This window comes from Streptomyces sp. NPDC051976 (assembly GCF_040680795.1).
Classification (GTDB): Bacteria; Actinomycetota; Actinomycetes; order Streptomycetales; family Streptomycetaceae; genus Actinacidiphila.
This window is the reverse complement of sequence record NZ_JBFAXL010000021.1, coordinates 52246-67844: the sequence shown is the minus strand read 5'-3', so window position 1 is coordinate 67844 and position 15599 is coordinate 52246. Positions and strand designations below refer to the sequence as shown.

Annotated in this window: 12 protein-coding genes; 4 read left to right on the top strand and 8 right to left on the bottom strand. The window is 71.3% G+C overall.

Going from position 1 to position 15599, the window contains the following annotated elements:
- Positions 1 to 2223 carry an MMPL family transporter gene (locus tag AB0M29_RS21490; RefSeq protein WP_365384762.1) on the bottom strand — a complete coding sequence of 741 codons (2223 nt, stop codon included), beginning with the start codon at positions 2221 to 2223 and terminating at the stop codon, positions 1 to 3.
- Positions 2224 to 2351: 128 nt separating this feature from the next.
- Between AB0M29_RS21490 and AB0M29_RS21485 the strand changes: the two genes are divergently transcribed.
- A complete protein-coding gene (locus AB0M29_RS21485; RefSeq protein ID WP_365384760.1) occupies positions 2352 to 3026 on the top strand; it encodes a TetR/AcrR family transcriptional regulator in 675 nt (224 codons plus the stop codon).
- Between the two features lie 39 nt (positions 3027 to 3065).
- Here the strand turns inward: AB0M29_RS21485 and AB0M29_RS21480 are convergent, their stop codons facing one another.
- From AB0M29_RS21480 to AB0M29_RS21450, 7 genes are all read right to left on the bottom strand, one after another.
- Entirely contained in the window at positions 3066 to 3953 is an 888-nt protein-coding gene (locus AB0M29_RS21480; protein ID WP_365384758.1) for a VTT domain-containing protein, read from the bottom strand.
- A 221-nt stretch (positions 3954 to 4174) separates the two neighbouring features.
- Positions 4175 to 4924 carry an SDR family oxidoreductase gene (locus AB0M29_RS21475; protein WP_365384756.1) on the bottom strand — a complete coding sequence of 250 codons (750 nt, stop codon included), beginning with the start codon at positions 4922 to 4924 and terminating at the stop codon, positions 4175 to 4177.
- Positions 4925 to 5366: 442 nt separating this feature from the next.
- Positions 5367 to 6656: a citrate synthase gene (locus tag AB0M29_RS21470; RefSeq protein ID WP_365384754.1), complete on the bottom strand. Its 1290-nt coding sequence runs from the start codon at positions 6654 to 6656 to the stop codon at positions 5367 to 5369.
- A gap of 124 nt (positions 6657 to 6780) precedes the next feature.
- Positions 6781 to 9000: an ATP-dependent RecD-like DNA helicase gene (locus AB0M29_RS21465; protein WP_365384752.1), complete on the bottom strand. Its 2220-nt coding sequence runs from the start codon at positions 8998 to 9000 to the stop codon at positions 6781 to 6783.
- Between the two features lie 287 nt (positions 9001 to 9287).
- Positions 9288 to 10133 (bottom strand): sugar phosphate isomerase/epimerase family protein, encoded by an 846-nt coding sequence (locus AB0M29_RS21460; RefSeq protein ID WP_365384750.1) that lies wholly within the window; start codon positions 10131 to 10133, stop codon positions 9288 to 9290.
- Complete coding sequence (locus AB0M29_RS21455; protein ID WP_365384748.1) at positions 10130 to 11284, bottom strand: dihydrodipicolinate synthase family protein; 1155 nt, start codon at positions 11282 to 11284, stop codon at positions 10130 to 10132. The genes AB0M29_RS21460 and AB0M29_RS21455 overlap by 4 nt, the downstream gene beginning before the upstream one ends.
- Positions 11281 to 12432: a Gfo/Idh/MocA family oxidoreductase gene (locus tag AB0M29_RS21450; protein ID WP_365384746.1), complete on the bottom strand. Its 1152-nt coding sequence runs from the start codon at positions 12430 to 12432 to the stop codon at positions 11281 to 11283. The genes AB0M29_RS21455 and AB0M29_RS21450 overlap by 4 nt, the downstream gene beginning before the upstream one ends.
- A gap of 270 nt (positions 12433 to 12702) precedes the next feature.
- On the opposite strand from AB0M29_RS21450, the gene AB0M29_RS21445 reads away from it, so the two are divergent.
- The 3 genes from AB0M29_RS21445 to AB0M29_RS21435 all read left to right on the top strand — a co-directional run bounded on the left by AB0M29_RS21445 (position 12703) and on the right by AB0M29_RS21435 (position 15577).
- Positions 12703 to 13806, top strand: coding sequence for a LacI family DNA-binding transcriptional regulator (locus AB0M29_RS21445; RefSeq protein WP_365384744.1), 1104 nt, complete (start codon positions 12703 to 12705; stop codon positions 13804 to 13806).
- An 88-nt stretch (positions 13807 to 13894) separates the two neighbouring features.
- Positions 13895 to 14821, top strand: a complete 927-nt coding sequence (locus tag AB0M29_RS21440) for a bifunctional helix-turn-helix transcriptional regulator/GNAT family N-acetyltransferase (RefSeq protein WP_365384742.1) — start codon at positions 13895 to 13897, stop codon at positions 14819 to 14821.
- Between the two features lie 45 nt (positions 14822 to 14866).
- Positions 14867 to 15577, top strand: coding sequence for a VWA domain-containing protein (locus AB0M29_RS21435; RefSeq protein WP_365384741.1), 711 nt, complete (start codon positions 14867 to 14869; stop codon positions 15575 to 15577).
- Positions 15578 to 15599 lie beyond the last annotated feature (22 nt).

Genomic DNA, 15599 nt, shown 5'->3' with positions numbered 1-15599 from the left:
TCAGCCCGTGGTGGCCGGTTCGGGGTCCCGCCGCTCCTCGGAGTGCGGGGCCCCGGCGCCGTCCGGCACTGCCGCGCCGCCGCCCTCGGATATGCCGAACCTGTCATGGAACCTGCGCAGCACCGGCGGCGCCCACCAGCTCGCCCGCCCGGTCAGCCGCATCACGGCGGGCACCAGCAGGGTGCGGACCACCATGGCGTCCATCAGCACCGCCAGCGCGATCCCCAGCCCGAGCATCTTGGTGTTGGCCACCCGCGAGGTGCCGATGGCCACCATGACCACCGCCAGGATGACCGCCGCCGCCGTGATCAGTCCGCCGGTGCGCTGGAGCCCGAAGACGATCGACGACCGGTGGTCGCCGCTGCGGTCGTACTCCTCCTTGATCCGCGACAGCAGGAACACGCCGTAGTCCATGGAGAGCCCGAACGCCACACAGAACATCAGCACCGGCAGCGTGGTCTCGATACTGCCCGTCGCCGTGAAGCCCAGCAGCCCCGACAGATGCCCGTCCTGGAAGACCCAGACCACCGAGCCGAACATCGCCGTCAGGCTGAGCGCGTTGAGCAGCACCGCCTGGACGGGGATGACCACACTGCCGGTGAGCAGGAAGATCAGCAGCAGGGTCACCAGGGCGATGATCCCGGCCGCCCATGGCAGCCGGTCCCCTATCGCGTGCTTGGAGTCCACCAAGACGGCTGCCTGCCCGGTCACCGAGGCGCGGAAGTCCGTCGGCACCGCGCGGATCCGGCCGACGAGCTGCTGGGTGGAGCCGTCCACCGCCTCGCCCTTCGGCAGCACCGTCAGATAGGCGTCCTGGGAGTGCGGCGCCACGACCGGGCCCACGATGCGCACCACTCCGGGGATCGCCGCCACCTTCTGCTGGTATCCGGCCAGCTGGGCCGGGCCCGCGCCTTCGGTCAGCACGGTGAGCGCGCCGTCCGGACTGCCGGGGAACTCCTCGCGGATGTGCTGCTGCACCACATGGGACTCGGCCGCCGACGGCAGCTGGCGGTCGTCCGCCGTGCCGAAGCGCACCTGGAGGAAGGGCAGTCCGAGCAGCAGCAGTCCGGCGACGGCCCCGATGGCGAACAGCGGTGCCCGCCGCATCACCAGCCGCGCGAACCGGGCGTACCCCGCGCCGGGCTCCCCCGCGGCCCCGCGCCTGCGCAGCAGCTTCCGCAGATCCAGCGCGTTGACCCGGTCGCCGAGCAGCACCAGGCAGGCGGGCAGCACCACCAGGGCTGCGCCCGCCGCCAGCAGCACCACGGCGATCCCGGCGTAGGCGAAGGAGCGCAGGAAGTACTGCGGGAAGACCAGCATCGCGGCGAGCGAGGCGGCGACCGTCAGCGCGGAGAACAGCACGGTCCGCCCGGCGGTGCGCAGTGTCACCGCCACCGCCGCCCGCGGGGTGGTCCCCGCCCCCAGCTCCTCGCGGAACCTGCGCACGATGAACAGCGCGTAGTCGATGGCCAGGCCCAGGCCGAGCGCGGTGGTCAGATTCTGCGCGAAGACGGACACATCGGTGAACTCCGTGATGCCGCGCAGCACGGCGTTGGTGCCCAGGATCGCCACGATGCCCACGCCGAGTGGCAGCAGTGCGGCGATGGCGCTGCCGAAGACCATGACGAGGAGCAGCAGGGTGACCGGCAGGGCGATCATCTCGGCCCGCACCAGGTCTTCCTGGATGGTGGTCTGCAGCTCGTGCCGCACCGCCGCGGTGCCGCCGATCGAGACCTCCACCGGTCCGTGCTTCCCGCGGTAGACCGGCGCTATCCGCTTCACGGCGGTGGCCACGGCGTCGTCGTCGCCCCGCAGCCGGGCGGTGATCATCGCCGAGCCGCCGTCCTTGGCGCGCAGCACCGGGGCGTGCGTCGTCCAGTAGGAGGTGACTCCGCTCACCGCGGGGTCGGCGGCGAGTCTGCGGGCCAGGTCCTCGCCCTGCGCCGCCACCGCGGCGCTGTCCACGTCCGCGCCGCGGCTGTCGACGAGCAGCACCAGATTGGGCTGCGAGGCGGGGAACTTCTGGGCCAGGGCCGAAGTCGCGTAGGAGGACTGGGAGTCAGGCGCCTCCCACCCGCCGCTGGCGAGCCGTCCGCCCACCCCGCTGCCCGCGACCACCGCGAGGGCCGTGAAGAGCAGGGCGAGCAGCAGGGTCAGCCGCGGTCTGGCTGTCACCACCCGCGTCCAGCCTCCCACCGGCCCGGCACGCTTGACATCGGCCATGACAGAGGTGTCCTCTCCCCGTAGAACGACATGGAAGAACGGCATACAATCGAAAACACGAGCTGCCGCTCACATTTACAAGAATGCGAGCGACCTCTCGCGTTTGTCAATCCTCCCTGGGAGTCAACGTGTCCGAGGCGGACGAGCGGCCACGCCGTCGGCAGGCCCGCGGCGAGCGGCGCATCACCCAGCTCCTGCAGGCCGCCGCCAGCGTGTTCTGCACGCTGGGCTACACGGCGTCGAGCACGAACGCGATCGCGCGCGAGGCAGGCGTGTCCCCCGGCACGCTCTACCAGTTCTTCCCGAACAAGGAGGCCATCGCCGTCGAGCTGAGCGGCAAGCTGATCGTCGAGATGGAGGAGACCTACGGCGTGGTCTTCACCCCGGAGGTCGCGATGCTCCCGCTGGACGAGCTGATCGACGCCGTGGCCGACCCCTTCATCGAGTTCAACTGCGCCAACCCGGCGTTCCTCGCCCTGATCAAGGGCCCGGACGCGCCCGGCAAGGTCACCGAGGGCCACGACGTGCTCCACGCGTCGCTGATCACCCGGCTCAACGCCCTGATGTCGGCCCGCGCGCCGTCGATGACCGCCGTCGAGCTGGCCCTCGTGACAGAGATGTCCTTCACCGTGTTCAAGGCCGGACTCGACCTCGTCGTCCAGCACGGTCCCGAGGAACGCGACGCCTACACCGCGGAGTTGAAGGCGGCGCTCTACCGGTATCTCGCGCCGTACCTGGGCACCGAGGCGGTCACCCCCGACCGGGCGCCGGACCCGGACGTGAAAGTCGCCGCCACGGGCTGATGCCCATGACGGCGTGCCGCCGGCCGCGCCGGGCCGCGGCTAGTCGTCCCGCTCAGCGGAAAAGCACGGCAGCCGGTAGATACCTCTGCCGTGCCGCGGACCCGGGTGCGCCCGCGCACCCGAACGACCGCGCGGAACCGAGCCCGTACCCGCGCTCGGCTCGCCACCACCCGTGTCCGCGCCGGCGTCGGAGGCCGGGCCGTACTTCCCCGCGGAGGACGCGCCGCCGCGCCCTGCTGGCCCGGCGCTCGCGAGGGACTGGCGCACCACGAGGGAGGCGGAGGGGCTCTCACCTGCGGCGAGGGCGCGGCCGCCTTCGCGGGATCTGGAGACCCACTGCGCGAGAGTGCCGATCCCGGCGACGAGCAGGGATATGCCCAGGCCCAGGGAGAGCGCGTAGAAGGAGTTCGAGGCGGCCCGGCCGCTCAGGTACCCGGCGCCCACCGAGTAGCTGGCCCAGACCCCCTCGGCCACGCCCGCGCCGATCGCGTAGCGGCGGACAGGGTAGCGCACGACGCCTGCCGCGAGGCCGCCGATCAACCGGCCGCTGGGCAGGAAGCGGACGGCGACCACGAACGGCACACCGTGTCGCTGTATCCGCAGTGCCGCCCAGTTCAGCAGGGCGACCCGGCGCGGACGGCGCTCGATGCGGGCCAGCACGCGACCGCTCACCGCCCTGCCGGTGCGGTGGATCAGCAGGTCGCCCAGGACCGCGCTGCCCGCGACCACGAGCAGCACCAGGGCCAGGTCCAGCCGGCCCTCGGCCGCCATCACCCCACCGGTGACGAGCAGCACCGCGTTCGGTACGAGCGGCGGCGCCGTCGTGGCGGCCAGCAGCGCGTACGCCCAGACGACATGTCCACCCCGCAGGTGCTCAGCGAGCCCCGAGGTGAAGTCCAGTGACGACACGCTCAGTGCAACGTCCATCCCACCGCCCGTCTTCCCGGTCCGCCGCCCGGTCCTCTCCCCCGTCCGGACCACCACGCTGACAGTGGCGCGCGAGGCCCGGCAAGCGAGTTTCGCCGGGATCGGGGGATTCCCAGGGAACTCTCCGGAGAAGTCATCCTGAGGGTCCAGTGGGGCTACTCCCGCAGGAGTACCGGCCGCGTCGGAAAGCGGCGGCCGCGGTCAGCGGCGGGGCGCGCGGGCTACCTGCCGAGCAGTTCGCCGCCGTTGCACTGGAGGATCTCTCCGGTGATGAAGCCCGCCTCGGGCGAGGCCAGGAAGAGCACGGCGGCGGCCACGTCGGCGGGACGTCCGACCCGGCCCACCAGGGTGCGCCCGGCGCGCCGGGTCAGCTCGGCGTCATTGAGCCGGGAGCCGAAGAACTCCGTGCCCGCCACGGTGCCCGGCGCCACGATGTTGCAGGTGACGCCCTGCGGTCCGAGCTGCGCTGCCAGCGAGTGGTTCCAGGCGTGCAGCGCCGCCTTGGAGGCGCCGTAGGAACCGCCGCCGCGCAGCGCGGCCACCGAGGTGACCGTCACGACCCGGCCGCTGTCGGTGGTGAACCGGTCCCGCAGCGACTCCGTCAGCAGGACCGCCGTCAGCACATTGCGCTCGAAATCACCGCGCCAGCGGGCCAGCACCCCGTGCGGACCCGCGCCGACCGCCAGCTCGCGGCTGCCCGCGTTGTTGACCAGGACGTCCACCCGTTCGGGGAGCTGCGGCAGCACCGCCTCCACGTCGTCGGGGTCGGCCAGATCGCAGACCACGGGGGTGACGTCGAGGCCGCGTTCGGTGCGCAGTTCCTCGGCGGTGGCGTGCAGCACCTCACGGCGGCGGCCGACGATCGTGACGTGGTGGCCGTCCTCGGCGAAGCGGATCGAGACCGCTCGTCCGATGCCCGTACCGCCACCGGTCACGACGATGTTGCGGCCCGCTGTCCCGTTCTGTGCCATGTGATCCGCCCCTCATGAGGAGACAGCACGCTACGGGATGCTCCCGAACCGGCCACGAGCGGGGTAGCCTGCGAAAACGCCCGTATTGAAGAGACGTAGATCACATAGCTTGGAACGTAACCATTTCGGTGGTTCGTGGGTCTTACGTCTTGAACACCGCACTCCCGGCGGAGTCGGTGTGGGCTGCGGAACGGACTGTCTTGGGGGACGGTCCGGTTTGCGTCGCCGGGGCGACACCTGGGGAGCTTGAGCGGCCCCCCTGGGCCGCACGTCCCGGCAACGGCGCAGCCGCCGAAAGCGCCCGGTACGGACCCGTGGGGGGATCCGCGCCGGGAGACGGGAGCGCCCCGTGCCGGACCCGTGGGGGGATCCAGCGCGGGGCGCTTCTACATATCCGTGGCCGGAGGCGCTCCTGGCGCGCCTACCGGCCCTGGCCTGCGGTTCAGCGAGCCTCGACCGAGACGTAGTCGCGGGTCTCGACGCCCGTGTAGATCTGCCGCGGGCGGCCGATACGGGAGCCGGGCTCCTTGATCATCTCGTGCCACTGGGCGATCCAGCCGGGCAGCCGCCCGATGGCGAACAGCACGGTGAACATGCTGGTCGGGAAGCCCATGGCGCGGTAGATCAGACCGGTGTAGAAGTCCACGTTCGGGTAGAGCTTGCGGGAGACGAAGTAGTCGTCGCTGAGCGCGTGCTCTTCGAGCTTGAGCGCGATGTCGAGCAGCTCGTCCGACTTGCCCAGCGCGGACAGGACGTCGTGCGCCGCCGACTTGATGATCTTCGCCCGGGGGTCGAAGTTCTTGTAGACGCGGTGCCCGAAGCCCATGAGCTTCACGCCGTCTTCCTTGTTCTTCACCTTGCGGATGAAGGCGTCCACGTCGCCGCCGTCCGCCTTGATGCCCTCGAGCATCTCCAGCACCGACTGGTTGGCGCCGCCGTGCAGCGGGCCCCACAGGGCGCTGATACCGGCCGAGATCGAGGCGAACTGGTTCGCCTGCGAGGAGCCGACCAGGCGGACCGTCGAGGTCGAGCAGTTCTGCTCGTGGTCCGCGTGCAGGATGAACAGCTTGTCCAGCGCGCCCACCACGACCGGGTCGAGCTCGTACTCCTCGGCCGGCACGGAGAAGGTCATGCGCAGGAAGTTCTCGACGTAGCCGAGGTCGTTGCGCGGGTAGACCACCGGCTGGCCGACGGACTTCTTGTACGCGTACGCCGCGATCGTCGGCAGCTTGGCGAGCAGCCGGATCGTCGACAGGTGGCGCTGCTCGGGGTCGAACGGGTTGTGGCTGTCCTGGTAGAACGTCGACAGCGCGCTGACCACGGACGACAGCATCGCCATCGGGTGGGCGTCGCGCGGGAAGCCGTCGTAGAACCGTTTGACGTCCTCGTGCAGGAGCGTGTGCTGGGTGATCTCGCCCTTGAACTGCGCCAGCTCGTCGACCGTCGGCAGTTCGCCGTTGATCAGCAGGTAGGCGGTCTCCAGGAAGGTGCCACGCTCGGCGAGCTGCTCGATCGGGTAGCCGCGGTAGCGCAGGATGCCCTGCTCGCCGTCGAGGAAAGTGATCGCGGACTTGTAGGCCGCGGTATTGCCGTAACCGCTGTCCAGAGTGACGAGGCCGGTATCGGCGCGCAGCTTGCCGATGTCGAAGCCCTTGTCACCGACGGTGCTGTCAACCACCGGATAGCTGTGCTCGCTGTCTCCGTACCGCAGTACTACAGAGTTGTCGCTCACGTCATTCCCTCACCGACGGTGTTGCCTCTTCTTCGAGGTGCCCTGACTAGGTCCACTGTCCCCCATTTGGCACTGGCGCGTGCACTCGGGGTCGGCCATCGGGCCGAAAAGTGGCACGGAGTGCCTATTCTGCGCCTTGGGAGAGGCGGTGGTCGAGGGCGGTGAAGCGCTTTCCCGCCGACACGGTGCGCACCGCCTGACCGAGCGCCCTACGTGAGCCGACCAGTACGACCAGGCGTTTCGCCCGTGTGACAGCCGTGTAGAGCAGATTGCGCTGCAGCATCATCCACGCACTGGTGGTGACGGGGATCACTACCGCCGGATACTCGCTCCCCTGGGAGCGGTGGATGGTCACCGCGTAGGCGTGGGCCAGCTCGTCCAGTTCGTCGAAGTCGTAGCCGATCTCCTCGTCCTCGTCGGTGCGGACGGTCAGCCGCTGCTCGACGGGGTCGAGGGCGGTGACGACGCCCACGGTGCCGTTGAAGACGCCATTGGCGCCTTTTTCGTAGTTGTTCCTGATCTGCGTCACCTTGTCGCCCACCCGGAACGTACGGCCGCCGAAACGGCGCTCGGGCAGGTCGGGCCGGGCAGGGGTGACGGCCTGCTGGAGCAGCCCGTTCAGCACTCCGGCGCCGGCGGGGCCGCGGTGCATCGGGGCGAGCACCTGGACGTCGCGCCGCGGGTCGAGGCCGAACCTGGCAGGGATCCGGCGGGCCACCACGTCCACCGTGAGGCGCGCCGCCTCCTCGGCGTCCTCCTCGGCGAAGAGGAAGAAGTCCGGCAGGCCCTGGGTGACGGGCGGCTGCCCGGAGTTGATGCGGTGGGCGTTGGTCACCACGCCGGACTGCTGCGCCTGCCGGAAGATCCGGGTGAGGCGTACGGCGGGCACCGGGCTGTCCGGCGCCAGGAGGTCGCGCAAAACCTCACCGGCGCCGACGCTCGGCAGCTGGTCGACGTCCCCGACGAACAGCAGGTGCGCTCCTGGCGGCACGGCCTTCACCAGCTTGTTCGCCAGCAGCAGGTCCAGCATCGAGGCCTCGTCGACTACGACCAGGTCGGCGTCGAGCGGCCGGTCCTTGTCGTACGCCGCGTCACCGCCCGGCTTGAGCTCCAGCAGCCGGTGCACGGTCGACGCCTCGGCGCCGGTCAGCTCCGCCAGCCGCTTGGCGGCCCGGCCGGTCGGGGCGGCCAACACCACCTTGGCCTTCTTCGCCTGAGCCAGCGTCACCACGGAACGCACGGTGAAGGACTTGCCGCAGCCCGGCCCGCCGGTGAGCACCGCGACCTTGGACGTCAGGGCGAGCCGGACCGCCTCCTGCTGCTCGGGCGCCAGATCGGCGCCGGTGCGCTCCGCGAGCCAGGCCAGCGCCTTGTCCCACTGCACGTCGTGGAAGGCCGGCAGCCGGTCCTCCGGGCCGCGCAGCAGCCGCCGGAGCTGGCCCGCCAGCGAGATCTCGGCGCGGTGGAACGGCACCAGGTAGACGGCCTTGACCGGTTCGCCGCTGCCGTCGGGCGCCGGGACGCTCTCCCGGACCACGCCCTCCTCGGCCGCCAGCTCGCCCAGGCAGTCGATCACCAGCCCGGCGTCCACCTGGAGCAGCTTCACCGAGTCCGCGATGAGCTGCTCCTGCGGCAGGAAGCAGTTGCCGCTGTCGGTGGCCTGCGACAGGGCGTACTGCAGCCCGGCCTTGACCCGCTCCGGGCTGTCGTGCGGTATGCCGACCGCCTGGGCGATCCGGTCCGCGGTGAGGAAACCGATGCCCCAGACCTCGGCGGCCAGCCGGTACGGCTGGTTCTTCACCACGGAGATGGAGGCGTCCCCGTACCCCTTGTAGATCCGCACCGCGATGGAGGTCGACACGCCCACGCCCTGCAGGAAGACCATCACCTCCTTGATCGCCTTCTGCTCCTCCCAGGCGGCGGCGATCAGTTTGGTGCGCTTGGGTCCGAGCCCGGGCACCTCGATGAGCCGCTTGGGCTCACCCTCGATGATCTCCAGGGTGCCGGTGCCGAAGTGGTCGACGATCCGCTCGGCGATCCGCGGCCCGATGCCCTTGATCAGCCCCGATCCCAGATAGCGCCGGATTCCCTGGATCGTGGCCGGGAGGACCGTCGTGTAGTTCTCGACGGTGAACTGCTTGCCGTACTGCGGATGCGAGCCCCACCGCCCGTGCATCCGCAGCGACTCGCCGGGCTGCGCCCCGAGGAGCGCGCCGACCACCGTCAGCAGGTCTCCCGAGCCGCGGCCGGTGTCCACCCGAGCGACCGTGTACCCGTTGTCCTCGTTGGCGTAGGTGATCCGCTCCAGGACGCCTTCCAGCACGGCAAGTCCCGCGTCCCCCATGCCGACCCTCCCTCCAGCGGCGATCTGGTCCGAAGGTACCGGCCGGCACGGACAGTCCGTTCCGTGCCTGTGGACAACCGCCGTTCCCCGCCCGGTGAGCGGGCGCAACGAAAGGGGTCCGGCCTCAGGCCGGACCCCTTTCGTGTTCCCCCCACTACCCCCGAAGCCCCCCTCGGGTGTATTTCCCTCTTGGCTCCTCGAACCCCTCCCAGGAGCCGTGATGCCATGTACGACCCGCGACCCCGCGGAAGGGTTGTACTACGGATGCCGAATTTCTCAAGATCTTTTCAGAGCACGTGCCGCCGGTAGCGTTCGGCCACCTCCGCGAGCACCTCGGCGCCGTCCCTGGCCCACAGCGCGGGGCTGAAGATCTCCACCTCGGTGACGCCCTCGTAGCCTGCCGCGTCCACCTGCCGGCGAAGTCCGCGCAGGTCGACGCAGCCGTCCCCGAGCTGGCCGCGGCCGAGCAGCACGCCCTCCGGCAGCGGCGTGACCCAGTCGGCGACCTGGAAGCAGGCGATCCTGCCGCCCGCACCCGCCCGCCCGATCTGCGCCGGCACCCGGTCGTCCCACCACAGGTGATAGGTGTCCACCACGACGCCGACCTGCCCGGCCGGGAAGCGCTCGGCGATGTCCAGCGCCTGGCCGAGCGTGGAGACCACGCAGCGGTCCGAGGCGTACATCGGGTGCAGCGGCTCGATCGCCAGCCGCACCCCGCGCGCCGCCGCGTACGGCGCGAGGTCCCCGACCGCGTCGGCGACCCGCTCCCGGGCCGCGGCGATGTCCCGGTCCCCCGGGGGCAGGCCGCCGGAAACCAGCACCAGGGTGCCAGTTTCCAGTGCGGCGGCCTCGTCGATCGCCGCGCGGTTGTCCTTCAGCGCCGCCGCCCGCTCGTCCGGGTCGGAGGCGGTGAAGAAGCCGCCGCGGCACAGGGACGTCACGGTGAGCCCGCTGTCGCGCATCAGCCGTGCGGCGCGCTCGACGCCGTACTCCTGAACCGGTGCCCGCCACAGCCCCACGGAGCCGATCCCGGCCGCGCGGCAGCCCTCGGCGAGCTCGGGCAGCGACCACTGCTTGACGGTCTCCTGGTTGATGCTCAGGCCCGCGAGGCCGTCGGCCGGTTCCGGTGTCATGCGTCCACTCCGTGTACGGCGAGGAGGCCGCGCATCCGGGCCTCGGCGAGTGCGGGGTCCGGGAAGAGGCCGATACGGTCGGCGAGTTCGTACGCCCGCGCCAGGTGCGGTAGGGAGCGGGCCGACTGCAGACCGCCGACCATGGTGAAGTGCGTCTGGTGCCCGGCCAGCCAGGCCAGCAGCACGACGCCGGTCTTGTAGTAGCGGGTCGGCGCCCCGAAGAGGTGCCGGGAGAGCTCCACCGTCGGGTCCAGCCGGCGCCGGAAGCCCGCCGCGTCACCGGTGTCCAGGGCGCTGACCGCGGCGGCGGCCAGCGGCGCCAGCGGGTCGAAGATGCCCAGCAGCGCGTGGCTGAAGCCCTGTTCGTCGCCTTCGATCAGCTCGGGGTAGTGGAAGTCGTCGCCGGTGTAGCAGCGCACCGCCTGCGGGAGCCTGCGGCGCAGGTCCACCTCGCGCCGGGCGTCGAGCAGCGAGATCTTGACGCCGTCGACCTTGTCCGGGTGGCTGGTGACGACCTCCAGGAAGGTGCCGGTGGCCGCGTCCAGGTCGTCGCTGCCCCAGTAGCCCGCCAGCGCCGGGTCGAACATCGGGCCGAGCCAGTGCAGAATCACCGGGTCCGCGGACTGCCGCAGCAGTTGCCCGTACACCTCCAGATAGTCCTCGGGGCCCTTGGCGATCGCCGCCAGGGCGCGGGACGCCATGAGGACGGCCTGGGCGCCGGACGCCTCGACCACCGCGAGCTGTTCCTCGTACGCGGCGGTGACCTCGGCGAGGGTGGCGGCGGGGCCGGTGAGCTGGTCGGTGCCGACGCCGCACGCGATCCGCCCCCCGACGGACCGCGCCTCGGCGGACGACCGGCGGATCAGCTCCGCGGCGCCCGCCCAGTCCAGGCCCATGCCGCGCTGGGCGGTGTCCATCGCCTCCGCCACACCCAGACCGTGGCCCCACAGATGGCGGCGGAAGGCCAGCGTGGCGTCCCAGTCGACGGCGGCGGGCTCGTCCGCCGCGGCGCGCAGCGGATCGGCCACCACATGGGCGGCGGAGAACACCACACGGCTGCGCAGCGGCAGATCCGTCACCAGGGTGATGGGTTCCGTGCGCGGCACATAGGTGCGCGTCCGGCCGGTGGCGTCGGGCAGCAGGATGCTCACAGCGACAGCTCCGGGACCTCGAACCGGCGGCCCTGCGCCGAGGAGCGCAGACCCAGTTCGGCGAGCTGCACCCCCCGCGCACCGGCCATCAGGTCCCAGCGCCACGGCTCGTCGAGCACCACATGGCGCAGGAACAGCTCCCACTGCACCTTGAAGCCGTTGTCGAAGTCGGCGTTGTCCGGCACCTGCTGCCACTGGTCGCGGAACGGCTCGGTCGCGGGCAGATCGGGGTTCCACACCGGCTTGGGAGTGGCGGAGCGGTGCTGGACGCGGCAGTCGCGCAGCCCGGCGACGGCGGACCCGTGGGTGCCGTCCACCTGGAACTCCACCAGTTCGTCGCGGTGGACCCGGACCGACCAGGAGGAGTTGATCTGCGCCACCACGCCGCCGTCCAGTTCGAAGATGCCGTACGCGGCGTCGTCGGCCGTCGCGTCGTACGGCTTGCCCTGCTCGTCCCAGCGCTGCGGCACATGGGTGGCGGTGAGCGCCTGCACGGTACGGACGCGGCCGAAGAGCTCGTGCAGGACGTACTCCCAGTGCGGGAACATGTCGACGACGATGCCGCCGCCGTCCTGGGCACGGTAGTTCCACGACGGGCGCTGGGCGCCCTGCCAGTCGCCCTCGAAGACCCAGTAGCCGAACTCGCCCCGCACGGACAGGATCCGGCCGAAGAACCCGCCGTCGATGAGCCGCTTGAGCTTGAGCAGGCCGGGGAGGAAGAGCTTGTCCTGCACCACGCCGTGCTTGACGCCCGCGGCGGAGGCCAGGCGGGCGAGTTCCAGGGCGCCGTCGAGCGAGCCGGCGGACGGCTTCTCGCAGTAGATGTGCTTGCCCGCGGCGATGGCGCGCTTGACCGACTCCTCGCGGGCGGACGTCACCTGGGCGTCGAAGTAGATCTCGACGGACGGGTCGGCGAGGACGGCGTCGAGGTCGGTGGACCAGTGGTCGAGGCCGTGCCGCTCGGCCATGGCCCGCAGCGCGTGCTCGCGCCGCCCCACCAGGACGGGCTCGGGCCACAGCGTGGTGCCGTCGCCGAGGTCCAGGCCGCCCTGCTCGCGCAGGCCGATGAGCGAGCGGACCAGGTGCTGCCGGTACCCCATGCGCCCGGTGACGCCGTTCATGGCGATCCGCACTGTCCTGCGTGTCACGTGGGTCCTCTTCTCTTCCGCTTCGGTCCGACGGCGATAGCAAGCGCTTTCTCTCACGACACGCTAGCGTGGGGCGGAGGGATGGAGCAAGAGCACCCAGGTGGCAGGGGAAAGCGCTTACCCCTGTCGATGGCAAGGTCCCGCGCTCCCCCTCGCCCGCACGGGATGAGAGCATGTGCCGCAGTCGAGCACGAATCGCACACTCCGGCGTCACCCGTACGCCGCACGCGCGTTTCGCACTCCCACCTGACGCAAGGAGACCGGACCGAGATGGCAGTGACTCTGGCCGACGTCGCGGCACGCGCCGGGGTGTCGTCGGCGACCGTCTCCCGTGTCCTCAACGGCAACTACCCGGTGGCCGGGAGTACCCGCGAGCGCGTGCAGCGGGCGGTGGCCGACCTGGACTACGTCGTCAACGGCCAGGCGCGGGCGCTCGCCGCCGCCACCTCGGACCTCGTCGGCGTCCTCGTCAACGACGTGGCCGACCCGTTCTTCGGCATCCTCGCGAGCGCCGTGCAGGCCGAGATCGCCGCCGGCGCCGGGGAGCCCGGCGGCGGAAAGCTCGCCGTGGTCTGCAACACCGGTGGATCGCCCGAAGCCGAACTGACCTATCTCACCCTGCTGGAACGCCAGCGCGCGGCCGGCGTGGTGCTCACCGGTGGCTCGGTGGAGAACACCGAGCACGCCGAGGCGGTCACCGCGCGGCTGTCCCGGCTCGCCGCGTCCGGCACCCGCATCGTGCTCTGCGGCCGCCCCCCGGTCGTGCTGTCGAGCGACGTACCCGCCCCGATGGCCGTGACCTTCGACAACATGGGCGGCGCGCGCAGGCTCACCGAGTACCTGCTGTCGCTGGGCCACCGGCGGATCGGCTACGTGGCGGGGCCCGTCGAACGCAGCACCACCCGGCACCGGATGGAGGGCCACCGCGCGGCGCTCGCCGCCGCCCGCGCCGCCACGGGCGGGTCGGGCGGCTCCGACGGCGGGGACGCGGAGGCGGAGCGGCTCACCGTGCACGCCAACTACGACCGCTCCTCCGGCTACGACGCCGCGCTGGAACTGCTGCGCAGGGAGCCGGACCTCACCGCCGTCGTCGCCGCGAACGACACGGTCGCGCTCGGCGTCTGCGCGGCGCTGCGCGAGCGAGGGCTGAGCATCCCCGGCGACGTGTCGGTGGCGGGGTTCGTCGATCTGCCGTTCAGCGTCGACGCGTCCCCGGCCCTGACCACCGTCCGCATCCCGCTGCAGGAGGCGGGCGCGCGGGCCGGACGGCTGGTGATGGGACGGCAGTCCCCACCGCCCGGCGGAGTGGCCACGGTCGGCACGGAACTCATGGTCCGCGGCTCCACAGCGCCGCCACGGCCGGGCGCCGTCTGAAGTTATCCACAGGCGAGAACAACCCCCTTCCGCCAGCCGTGCCGTCGGCCTACCTTTGACTCAGGCAAAGGAATGGGGGAGAGAGATCATGGCCGTCCGGGAGATCCGCGAGTTCAACCGCTTCTACACCAACCTCATCGGCGCGCTCGACTACAGCCGCCACCTGCACACCCCGTACACCCTGACCGAGGCGCGGGTGCTGTACGAGCTCGCGCACGCGCCGCAGGTCGACGCGGCGGACCTGCGCGCGGAGCTCTCCCTGGACGCCGGGCACCTCAGCCGGATGCTCGCCAAGTTCGAGGAACAGGGACTGGTGACCCGCGGCCCGTCCGCGCAGGACGCCAGGCGGCAGCGGATAGAGCTGACCGCGCGGGGCCGGGAGGCGGCGGATCTGCTGGAGGAGCGGGCGCAGGAGGCGGTCAGCTCGATGCTGGGCGAGGTGCCGACGCAGGACCGGCCGCGGCTGTCCGAGGCGATGCGGACCGTCCGGGAGATCCTGCGCGACGGCCACGGCGTGTATCCCGTCCCCACCCCCCGGGTGGTGCTGCGTGGCCCGCGCCCCGGCGACCTCGGCTGGACCATCGAGCGGAACGCGGCGGTGTACGCGGCCGAGTTCGGCTGGAACGAGGAGTACGAGACGCTGGTCGCCCAGATCGTCGCGGACTTCGCCGCCACCCGCGATCCGGAGCGCGAGGCCGTCTGGATCGCCGAGTTGGACGGTCAGCGGGCGGGCTGCGTCTTCTGTGTGCGCGACAAGGCGCCGGACACCGCCCGGCTGCGACTGCTGCTCGTCGATCCGGCCGCGCGGGGACACGGCATAGGCAGGCGGCTGGTCGACGAATGCATCGCGTTCGCTCGCTCGGCCGGCTACTCCGAACTCGTCCTGTGGACGAATGACATCCTGGCCGACGCCCGCGCGATCTATCAGCGCGCCGGATTCGAGCTCGTCGCCGAGCGGTCCCACCGCAGCTTCGGCCACGAACTGACCGGGCAGGACTGGCGTCTGAAGCTGTAGAGCCGGGCCGTGGCAGACGGCCGGAGCACATGGAGGGGGAAGCGCATGGCGCTCTCGATGGAGAAGGTGGAGCGGACCGCGCCCGGTCTGGTCAGCCTGTACAAGCAGGCCGCGGTGAGCCTGGACAAGCACCGGCTGTCGGGCGAGCGCGCCGCCGTCTACCTGGTGCTCGACCGGTCGGGCAGCATGCGGGAGTTCTACCGCGACGGGACCGTCCAGTACCTCGCCGAGCAGATCCTCGGCCTGGCCGCGCACTTCGACGACGACGGCACCGTCCCGGTCGTCTTCTTCTCCACCGAGGTCGACGGGGTGGCCGAGGTGTCGCTGAGCGACTACCAGGGTCGGATCAACAAGCTCAACGACGCCTACGGCCATATGGGCAGGACCAACTACGCGGCCGCCATGGAGGCGGTCATCGACCACTACCAGCAGTCGGGGGCGACCGCGCCCGCGTTCGTGGTCTTCCAGACCGACGGTGGGCCGAGTAACAAGGGTGCGGCGACGCAGGTGCTGTGCCGGGCCGCGCATCTGCCGCTGTTCTGGCAGTTCGTCGGGTTCGGCGACGATGACTTCCGCTTCCTGCGCCGACTGGATGAACTGCCCGTGCCCGCCAAACGGGTGGTGGACAACGCGGGGTTCTTCTCGGCGGGCAAGGATCCCCGGGCGATACCCGACGCCGAGCTGTACGACCGGCTCATGGCGGAGTTCCCCGAGTGGCTCGCGGCGGCCCGCGCTCAGGGCATCGTCCGCGGATGAGCGTGGTTGACCCCATGGGAAG

Excerpts from the sequence above, each read along its gene's own strand:
- AB0M29_RS21490 (WP_365384762.1), bottom strand. The coding sequence starts at position 2,223 with ATGGCCGATGTCAAGCGTGCCGGGCCGGTGGGAGGCTGGACGCGGGTG.
- AB0M29_RS21480 (WP_365384758.1), bottom strand. The coding sequence starts at position 3,953 with ATGGACGTTGCACTGAGCGTGTCGTCACTGGACTTCACCTCGGGGCTC.
- AB0M29_RS21475 (WP_365384756.1), bottom strand. The coding sequence starts at position 4,924 with ATGGCACAGAACGGGACAGCGGGCCGCAACATCGTCGTGACCGGTGGC.
- AB0M29_RS21465 (WP_365384752.1), bottom strand. The coding sequence starts at position 9,000 with ATGGGGGACGCGGGACTTGCCGTGCTGGAAGGCGTCCTGGAGCGGATC.
- AB0M29_RS21460 (WP_365384750.1), bottom strand. The coding sequence starts at position 10,133 with ATGACACCGGAACCGGCCGACGGCCTCGCGGGCCTGAGCATCAACCAG.
- AB0M29_RS21445 (WP_365384744.1), top strand. The coding sequence starts at position 12,703 with ATGGCAGTGACTCTGGCCGACGTCGCGGCACGCGCCGGGGTGTCGTCG.
- AB0M29_RS21440 (WP_365384742.1), top strand. The coding sequence starts at position 13,895 with ATGGCCGTCCGGGAGATCCGCGAGTTCAACCGCTTCTACACCAACCTC.
- AB0M29_RS21435 (WP_365384741.1), top strand. The coding sequence starts at position 14,867 with ATGGCGCTCTCGATGGAGAAGGTGGAGCGGACCGCGCCCGGTCTGGTC.